This window comes from Alkalicoccus saliphilus (assembly GCF_003044065.1).
Classification (GTDB): domain Bacteria; phylum Bacillota; class Bacilli; order Bacillales; family Salisediminibacteriaceae; genus Alkalicoccus; species Alkalicoccus saliphilus.
In genome coordinates this window covers 38,257-47,493 of sequence record NZ_PZJJ01000025.1, presented here as the reverse complement: position 1 = coordinate 47,493, position 9,237 = coordinate 38,257, and the positions used below count along the sequence as shown (strand labels likewise).

Below are 9,237 nucleotides of genomic sequence, written 5' to 3'. Positions count from 1 at the left end.
CTCATCTGTCCATTCGATAGACATTCAGGGTCTCCCTGATTGTCTATCGAATGCCACCAAGCGAGAGCGCGGTAGAAGAAACGATCAAATCCCAATTATACGTGTCTAGTTTCTTGACAGAGTATCAGACTGTAGTAATTCTTCAGGCAGCAGCTTTTACTAAAAAAGCCCTGAAGAATCAGGGAAGGGGTCGTCAGAAAGACTTACTTCAAACGGCCTTCGTTACAGGAGCAGCATTATTATACATTTCACCTATGCTGCTCCTTACAGCAGTAGTGGCATATTTAGACTTTATTGCTCTGGAAGCTTTATAAATAGCTATGTTAAAGTTCGCTGTTGATGCCAGGAAAAAAACTTCACTTCCAACCGGCAGGCTTGCCGTGGAGGAGATTCTCAGCTTTCTCCGCGGCAGGTGTAAAGAGCTGCAGGCAACCTTAAATAACAACCCGGAGCTTTAATAGAGCCTTATAAATAAACCGAAAGATACGTAGATAAATTACTTTTCTATCCTTCGTTCTTTTATATCATCCGTCCTTTCCGTAGAACCACTTCATACGGAGGGATTTTTTCTTCTTTCATCGAACTCTATGCCATGATGTTACCATGGACGGGTGTGTAAATACGTCCTCCTGTGCAGGTGCTGAACTTCTATTTTATTCTGCAGGTTGCCTCCGCTTGCCGAAAAATATCTTGTGCTGACAGGCGGGAAGTAGAAAAAATAAAAGCAGTTTTTGGGAGGTAGGCGATTATAATAACTGTTAATGTATTCCTCCGCTTTGGGGTAGTAGTGGCAAACTGTAGGATATATTTATGAGAATGAGAATGCATATAGTTTTCGTCTGTAAAGCAGGATACACTAGATGTATCGACTATTTCATAGAAAAGGTTGGGATGAATAATGACGGGTGATATACTGCAGAGCCGCCTGAAAGAGTTGGAACGGATGAAGGAATGCGATTCTGACGTCCTGGTGGAGGGGTTAAGATATAATCAGCAGCGGATCATGTCCAACGAAGAAATATACTACAATAAAGAAGAGGATCAATCATGGATCGACCATTATTACTGTGATATTTCTTTTGGAAAAAGCAGTTTCCCCAATATTTTCTCTGAGATGAAAAAGCTTGTTGGCGCCACACATAAATATAGAAATCCCTATCACGTCAGTAAAGATCAGTATTTGTATACGTGGGTGGATCTTCAGCCGTACGGAAAGTTAAAGAATATTTATTCGGGAACGGAAAAAAGCCCGGAAGAAGCCATAAAGGAAGATTTTGAAACCATTTATAAACGTTTCGAAAAGTACCGCAGGCTGGTCGTAGCGCAAAGGTACTCGAAAAACAAGAGGGTCAAAAACCAGGTCCGGAGTATTTCCCGTCAGTATAAATTCAATGTGGAACACGTAGTGCCGCAATCCTGGTTTAGAGCGAAGGAGCCTATGAAAGGGGATCTGCATCATTTGTTTACATGCGAACCGGAATGTAACAGTATACGTTCCAACTACCCGTACTATGAGTTTTCTGCAGGAGCGAAACCTTTAAACATATATGATGAATGCGGTCTGCATAATGAAACAGGTCTTTTTGAGCCTGAATACGGCAAAGGTATAGTAGCAAGAGCTACCCTCTATTTCTTACTGCGCTATCCAAACAGAATTGTAAAAAGCTACAGACAGTTAATTAACCGGAAATTAATGCTGCAGTGGCACAATGAATTTCCAGTTACATTGTATGAAAAGCATAGAAATAAAGCGATTTTCGAAATTCAGGGGAATAGAAATCCCTTTATAGACTTCCCGGAACTGACGAAAAATCCTGCACTGTATACTCTGCTGTAGAACTGAAAACAAAATTTCCGATGAGCGTCTACGGTCTTCTGGGCACGCATCGCTACTGGCGATGACCTCCACATCTATTTTTTCCGTTGAATCGGTTGACAGCTACCTTGACACTCGTCCTCGTGCTTACGCTTATGGTTTGTCTCCTCCAGCTCATTCCAGTGGATAAATCCATATTTCTAACAGATTTTCTTGTTGAATACACGGAGGAATGGGGTTTCTTCCAATCTCTAAGAATGATTTGGGCCCTTATTCTTTTCGGAACTGGTGTGCTGCTCCCGTGTTTCTATCAAAATTCTTGAGGTCGAAAAGCTCAGAATTATGTAATTATCTTAGAGTATAGGAGAATATTTTAATTAATAGAGAGGCAAATAATTTTTCGAATAGGATTTTATGAACAAATTTCAAAAAATCTCTCCGAGCTGTTTAGGAAAGGAGTTGGGGAGAATCGCGAACGATGATATACTACAAAACCATCTGGATGAGCTGAGGCTGATGCAGCAGGTCAATTCGGATCTGCTCGTAAAAGAATGTAAAGAAAATCAGCGGCGGATATTGTCCGATAAGGAACTGTATTACGATGAATTAGAGGACCAGCTGTGGTTGGAAGAGTATTACCGAGGTATTTACTTAGAGAAGGAAGAATCTTTAGGACAGTTGAAGAAAACTCTTCACCAAACACATAAATACAGACAGCCGTACTATATCAGTAAAGATCAATACTTGTATACGTGGGTTGACCTGCAGCCGTATGGGGAATTGAAAAATATTTATTCGGGAAAACATGCGAGTCCGGAAAATGTTATAATGGAAGATTTTGAAATTATTTCGCAGCGCTTTGAAAAGTATAGGGAGCTTATAGAAGCTCAGAAACACGCGGACCCGGAGCTGATCAAGCATCTCCGCCTCATATCCAGACAGCATAAATTTAACGTGGAGCACGTCGTTCCCCAATCCTGGTACCGGGCGGCAGAACCTATGAAGGGCGACCTTCATCATATGTTTACGTGTGAGCCAAAGTGCAACAGGGTGCGCTCCAATTTTTTCTACCATGAATTTCCGAAAGGATCCAAATCTGTTCTGAAGTACGAGGACTGCGGTGTGTACGATGGTATCAGCCGCTTTGAACCGGAGTATGGAAAAGGAATAGCTGCCAGAGCGACGTTATATTTTTTGCTTCGGTACCCGGGAGTGATAGAAAAAAGGTTCAGAAAGAAAATTAACTTCCAGCTGCTCCTGAAATGGCACCGTCAGTTCCCTGTAACTTTGTATGAAAAACACCGAAACAAAGCAGTGTTTGAAATTCAGGGAAATAGAAATCCTTATATCGATTTTCCGGAACTGGCGGAAAAAACAGGTTGGTGGACTCTGTAATTAATCATAAGCGGCCTCTTCGTCTGTAAATTACCATACATTGACAAAGTGGCGGGAGAGGAGTAGTTTTTATTTAGCAGTTCATTAATCCCGGTCAAATGAGACCTTTTCGATCCGCAGTGCTTTAAACAGCGCAGCATCTTTATAGGCAGACGGACTGTTTGGCAGTCGGCGGGAAGAATGAGTCACTCGCTTGGTTTAATAAACAGATGTCAAGTTCTGGAGGGATGTAATAATGAAAAAACGCAGAAAGAAAGAGCAGAAAAATAAACAGTACGCTGTTATAGGACTTGGAAGGTTCGGAGGCAGTGTGTGTAAAGAATTATATGCCCAGGGTCATGAAGTACTGGCCATCGATTTTGACGAAGATAAAGTAAGGGAATACGCTGCGTTTGCCACCCACTCGGTGCAGATCGACACAACGGATGAAGGAGCTCTCAAAAATGTTGGTATCCGTAACTTTGATCACGTTGTCGTAGCTATTGGGGATCATATTCAGGCAAGTATTTTAACAACGCTTCTTTTAAAAGAACTCGGCATCGAAAAAATCTGGGTGAAAGCCCAGAACACGTATCACCAGAAAGTATTGGATAAACTCGGAGCGGACCTTGTCGTACACCCTGAATTTGATATGGGAAAGCGTATCGCCCAGAAAATGACGTCCGATAAAGTGATCGACTTTATCGACCTGGAAGACGACTACAGCATCGTCGAGCTGTACGCCACGAAAAAAGTAAGTGGAAAGTCATTAGCCGACCTGCATTTAAGAGCCACATATGGAGTAACGGTTCTTGCTATGAAAAACGGTGGAAAAATGAACATCGCTCCCCGTCCGGACGACAAAATCAAAGAAGACGACCTGTTGATTGTGATGGGACATAAAGATGACCTGGCAAGGTTTGAAAATCAAGGCTTGTAAATTTGACAGTCCATAGAAAAGATGGCTTTCACCCGCTGTCTTTACATATAAACAAAACTGGTTTAAAACTATATCTTCTTTGCAAATAGTATTATGTTAAGGGGAGAAATTAAATAACACGGTATAAGACATGCCGGCCCGTCGTTAAAATGAAGCTCGAAAGGAGGCCTCCGCCTTGCTCAACCTACCTGAAAACTACGGCACCGTCAGTCTCCGGCGGGACGTCACGGCGGGACTCACCGTCCTGATTATGCTCGTTCCTCAGGGCATGGCCTATGCTCTGCTGGCAGGCCTCCCGCCGGTGATGGGGCTGTACGCTGCAACACTGCCGCTCATCGTTTACGCTCTTCTCGGCACATCGCGACACCTTGCCGTCGGCCCCGTAGCGATGGCCTCCATACTGATTTTCTCAGGGGTCTCTGCTTTTGCCGAACCGATGACAGACAGCTATATCACACTCGTCCTTATTCTTACACTCATGGTCGGCGTGCTGCAGCTCGCACTCGGTCTTATGAACGCCGGAGCACTCATTAAATTCATATCAGCCAGTGTCATCAGCGGTTTCACTTCGGCCGTTGCGATTATTATTGGATTCAGCCAGCTTGGCAATTTTTTCGGTATTGATATGCCGAGCGAAAACCAGCTGATTCCGCTGTTTCTTGCTTTTATGGAAAATATCAGCGGGATTCACTGGCCTACAGCGGCTGTCGGGCTGGTTAGTCTTCTACTATTGGTTGTCATTCCAAAAATGACGCGCCGTATTCCGGTACCGCTGCTGATCGTTTTCGGAAGCATTATGGTTGCGTCAGCCTGGAATCTACCGGCTGCCGGAGTCGCTGTTGTCGGGGAGGTACCGCAGGGATTTCCGGCGTTTTCAGTACCTGAACTGGATTTTTCCGCGCTGCAGATGCTTCTGCCGACGGCGCTTACAATTGCTTTAATCGCGATGATGGAGTCGCTTGCGATTACAAAAACGCTCGCCGGAAAAGACAGTCCGCCGCTGAATGTGAATAAAGAACTCCGTGCCATCGGCAGTGCCAATGTCATCGGATCTTTTTTCTCCGCCTATGCCGTTACCGGAAGCTTTTCCCGGAGTGCGGTCAATCACCGTACCGGAGCCGTATCGCAGGTCTCAGCGATTGTTACCGCGGCCGGTGTCATTATTACACTCCTGTTTTTCACGCCGGTGTTTTATTATCTGCCGCAGGCTGTACTTGCCGCAATTATTCTTGCTGCCGTCGTTGGCCTTATCAGTATCCGGACGCTCCGTCAGACGCTCGCTGTAAAACAGTCCGACGGTGTCGTCTGGATCGTGACATTTCTGGCGACGCTTCTGATCGGTATTCAATGGGGGCTTCTCGTCGGAGTCGGTGTGTCCCTGGCTATTTTACTGGACCGTATTTCGCACCCGCGCATTGTGGAGCTCGGATGGGACGGGAAAAGCCGCAGCTACGTGGACGTTGAGCGCTATACCCATGCCGTGCGCATACCGGAGTTTATTTTAATCCGGATCGATGCCCGGCTGCATTTTTCCAACGTGGAATATGTCGAAAAGAAAATCGAATCCCTGATCTATGATAAAACGACAAACAGCCGGGAGCCTTTTCACGTGGTGATTGATATGGGCGGGGTAAACGATATTGATACGATGGGGATCGCAGCACTCGAACGGCTGATCTCCAAGTACGATACCGACAGTGAAATCACTCTTCGTTTCGTTAATGTCAAAGGTACGGTCGCAGATCTCGTGGGAAAAGCCGGATGGAGCAGCCGCACCGCTCAGGCGGTCACGACCGATTCCCTCAGCCACTACGTTAAAGTGCACCAGGCCGAGCACGACTACATGATCTAGAGTGTTTCCTAAAAGAAGGGTGTTTCTGTGAATACTCCCAGCAGAAAGCATTTTTAAAAATACTTTGTTCCTGTTTTTTTATATTGAAAATTAGTGAATATCGCAGGCGTTTGAGGAGCTGTCCAGTATAAGAGGGCAGCTTCTTTTTTGTGAACGAAGTGAGGTAGCAGCCTCTTTTATGGTGATTAATGAAGCGGGGATGCTGATTAATTCTTTTTGAAAGAGAGCTTATAATGATTAAAAGCTGTTTATAAAGATTAATAAACCCACTAATGATTAAAGATACGTCTATAATGATTAATCGACCTCCGCTAAAGTGAATACAGCCTTCTATAATGATTAAAAAGTCCGGTCCGGCTGGCCAGTCCGCTGCTAAGGAACCTTCCAATGAACAATTATGAACGAAATATATTATTTAGTTCAATTATATAAGCTGAATAACTTCATTAATTGAACGATTTGATATATAATCGTTTATATTAAGTATTTTCTAAGAAGGGAGAACAGAAATGATTACTCGGTTTTCCACGCCATCAAAGGTTGCTCTGCATGACGTTGGGGGCAAGGGGATGAACCTGATCCAAATGACTCAGGGAGGGCTGGTGGTTCCTGACGGATTCATTGTATCGACAAAAGCGTACGATCAGTTTATTGCAGAAAACAAATTACAGGATAAGATTGCCGCTCTGGTTGAAGGTGTGTCGGCAGATGACATGAACGCTTTGGAAAAAGTATCAGACGAAATTAAACAGCTTATCACTCAGGCGCCTGTTTCCGAAGGGCTGCGCTCACAAATCGTTGAGGCATACAACACGTTGGATGTCCCATTAACAGCTGTCCGTTCCTCTGCCACAGCGGAGGACTTACCGGAGATGTCTTTTGCAGGGCAGCATAACAGTTATTTAAATGTCAGTGGAGAAAAGAATCTTCTGTCAGCTGTCCAAAAGTGCTGGGCATCACTGTGGAATGCCCGGGCTGTTTCATACAGAATGAGGCATGGTGTTTCGCAGCAGTTTAAATCACTCTCTCTTGCGGTCGTCGTGCAGACGATGGTTCCGAGTGACTGTGCGGGAGTGCTGTTCACAGTTAATCCTGTAAACAACCGGCGTGATCAGCTGTACATTAATTCTTCCTGGGGGATGGGAGAGGCGGTAGTTTCCGGAATAGTCACCCCGGATGAATTTGTACTCGACAAAAAAACAGGGGAGTTGATTACTTCTGTCATTGAGAAAAAAGAAACACAGATTATCAGATCAGACGGCAGTAATGTAAGAACAGCTGTCCCGCCGGAGCTTCAGCAGAAAGAAAGTTTGAATCCGGAAGATCTGAAGCAGTTGTTTAATATGGCTCAGGCAGTTGATACGTATTACGGGGAGCCTATGGACACAGAATGGGTGATGAGCGGGGGGAAGGCGTACATTGTGCAGGCGAGGCCTGTCACGGGTCTTCATCCTATGCCGGTTAAAAATGACGATATAGAGAAGCATGGGCTGCGTTTATACTTTTCCTTTACCCGGGTGGCGCAGGGAATCAGTGAGCCCTTCACGCCGATGGGGCTGGAAATGTGGGCAGCATTAAAAGCAGTTGGTATAAACGCGGAGAAACGGCCCCGTGGATTCAAAACTGCCGCCGGCAGAATCTACTGGGACTTTACCGAACTCATAAGAAAGCCGAAACGTGCTCGGAAAATAGCTGAAAATATTAGTAATAGAGATCCGGTTGCAGGAAAAGTGCTGATGGAATTCGTGGATCGAAATAAGAGACAGCTTACTTCAAAGAAAAGTAAACTGCCGCTTCCTCTTAAATCCCTTCTGCCAGCAGGACGGTTTGCAGCAAGAGCAGCAGGGGCGTTCATACAGCCGCAGCATGCAGAAAGACGAAGCATATCCTTAGCGGAAAACCATTTGAAAACAATGAATCGAAAAGCGCTGACAAGAGAAACTCCAGCCGAAAAAATAGAGCTCATTGAAGAAATTATGGAACGTGCGATGAAAGTAATCATACATCAGTGCGCTTATTTTATCCCGGCATTTAAAGCGGATCAGCGGGGAAGAAAACGATTAAGAAAATGGCTGGGAAGTGAAGCTTATTTAGATCCCGTCATTCAAGGTCTCCCAAACAGTCCTACTTCTGCCATGGGATTCCGGCTCATGGAAATAGCTTACGAAGTCAAACAGAATGGGGAACACCTCAGCAAGACTCACCCTTTTGTTATTCAGTTTTTAAAAAATTACGGGCACCGCTCGAATGTCGAACTGGACGTCGGGCATCCGAACTGGAGAGAAAAACCGGACTATATTATGAATCTGCTTGAGACGTATATGAAAATGGATGAAGAGACTCTTTCATCTAAAATAAGCAGACATCATAACAGTGCAGACGAGGCTGTATCCTCGACTGTCAGAAAAGTGAAAGAGAAAAAGGGGAACCGGGCTGCGAAACAAATGGAAAAAGACTGCCGGTATTTACGTCAAACTCTTGGTCTGCGCGAAAGACCGAAGTTTGATTTAATCCGCTCGTTTGCCCTGATCCGTCAACTTCTGCAGGAAATCGGTGAGGAGCTCGTCGAAAGGAAATTTATTCAGGAAGTCGACGACGTCTTTTATTTGGAACTGGCGGAAGTAAAAGAACCTTCAGCTCCTCTGCTTGAACTGGTGGAAGAACGCAAGAAAACTTTACATGAACAGAAGAAACTAAAAACCGTACCGCGGTTTATGACCAATACAGGTGAATGCCTGTATGAGAGCGCTTATTCAAGCAGTGAAGACGGACTGCATGGCATTCCTGTTTCTTCAGGGGAATACACAGGCACCGTCCGTGTCGTCCACGATCCGGCAGAAGCTAAGTTAAAAGAAGGGGAAATCCTCGTAACGCACAGTACAGATCCGAGCTGGACCCCTTTATTTCTTACTGCAGGAGCTTTAATTATGGAAACAGGCGGTACTGCTTCCCACGGAGGGATCGTTGCGAGGGAATACGGACTTCCGGCCGTAAGTGGAATTGAGCGGGTAAGTGAAAAATTAAAAACCGGGGATAAGGTAACGATTAACGGAAACTCCGGGCAAGTTTTGCTGCTTGAAGAAACAGAAGGCGTATAAATGTATAATCAGGCCTCCTGTTTGAGGATATAAAAATTATCTTAAATTACTAGTGTTTCCCGGATCCTGCAGTGCCGTTTCTCAGCTTCAACCTGTGATATTATGAAAGCAGCTCATGCTGAAATGGATGAAAACGAACGAAAGATGACGAGAAGAA

The 9,237-nt window shown here is 44.9% G+C and carries 6 protein-coding genes; all 6 read left to right on the top strand.

The genetic code is table 11. From position 1 onward, the window contains the following. Positions 1–320 precede the first annotated feature (320 nt). The 6 genes from C6Y45_RS17635 (at position 321) to C6Y45_RS13320 (ending at position 9,080) form a co-directional block, all read left to right on the top strand. A complete protein-coding gene (locus tag C6Y45_RS17635) occupies positions 321–458 on the top strand; it encodes a hypothetical protein (protein WP_160058382.1) in 138 nt (45 codons plus the stop codon). 440 nt (positions 459–898) lie between these two features. Then, entirely contained in the window at positions 899–1,837 is a 939-nt protein-coding gene (locus C6Y45_RS13340; protein WP_107585728.1) for an endonuclease I family protein, read from the top strand. Between the two features lie 438 nt (positions 1,838–2,275). After that, on the top strand, positions 2,276–3,211 hold the full coding sequence (locus C6Y45_RS13335) for an endonuclease I family protein (RefSeq protein WP_245922659.1): 936 nt from the start codon (positions 2,276–2,278) through the stop codon (positions 3,209–3,211). Positions 3,212–3,446: 235 nt separating this feature from the next. Next, positions 3,447–4,130, top strand: a complete 684-nt coding sequence (locus tag C6Y45_RS13330; protein ID WP_107585726.1) for a potassium channel family protein — start codon at positions 3,447–3,449, stop codon at positions 4,128–4,130. A gap of 175 nt (positions 4,131–4,305) precedes the next feature. Further along, positions 4,306–5,982, top strand: coding sequence for a SulP family inorganic anion transporter (locus tag C6Y45_RS13325; protein WP_107585725.1), 1,677 nt, complete (start codon positions 4,306–4,308; stop codon positions 5,980–5,982). Positions 5,983–6,491: 509 nt separating this feature from the next. Further along, positions 6,492–9,080, top strand: a complete 2,589-nt coding sequence (locus C6Y45_RS13320) for a PEP/pyruvate-binding domain-containing protein (protein ID WP_107585724.1) — start codon at positions 6,492–6,494, stop codon at positions 9,078–9,080. The last annotated feature ends 157 nt before the right edge of the window (positions 9,081–9,237 follow it).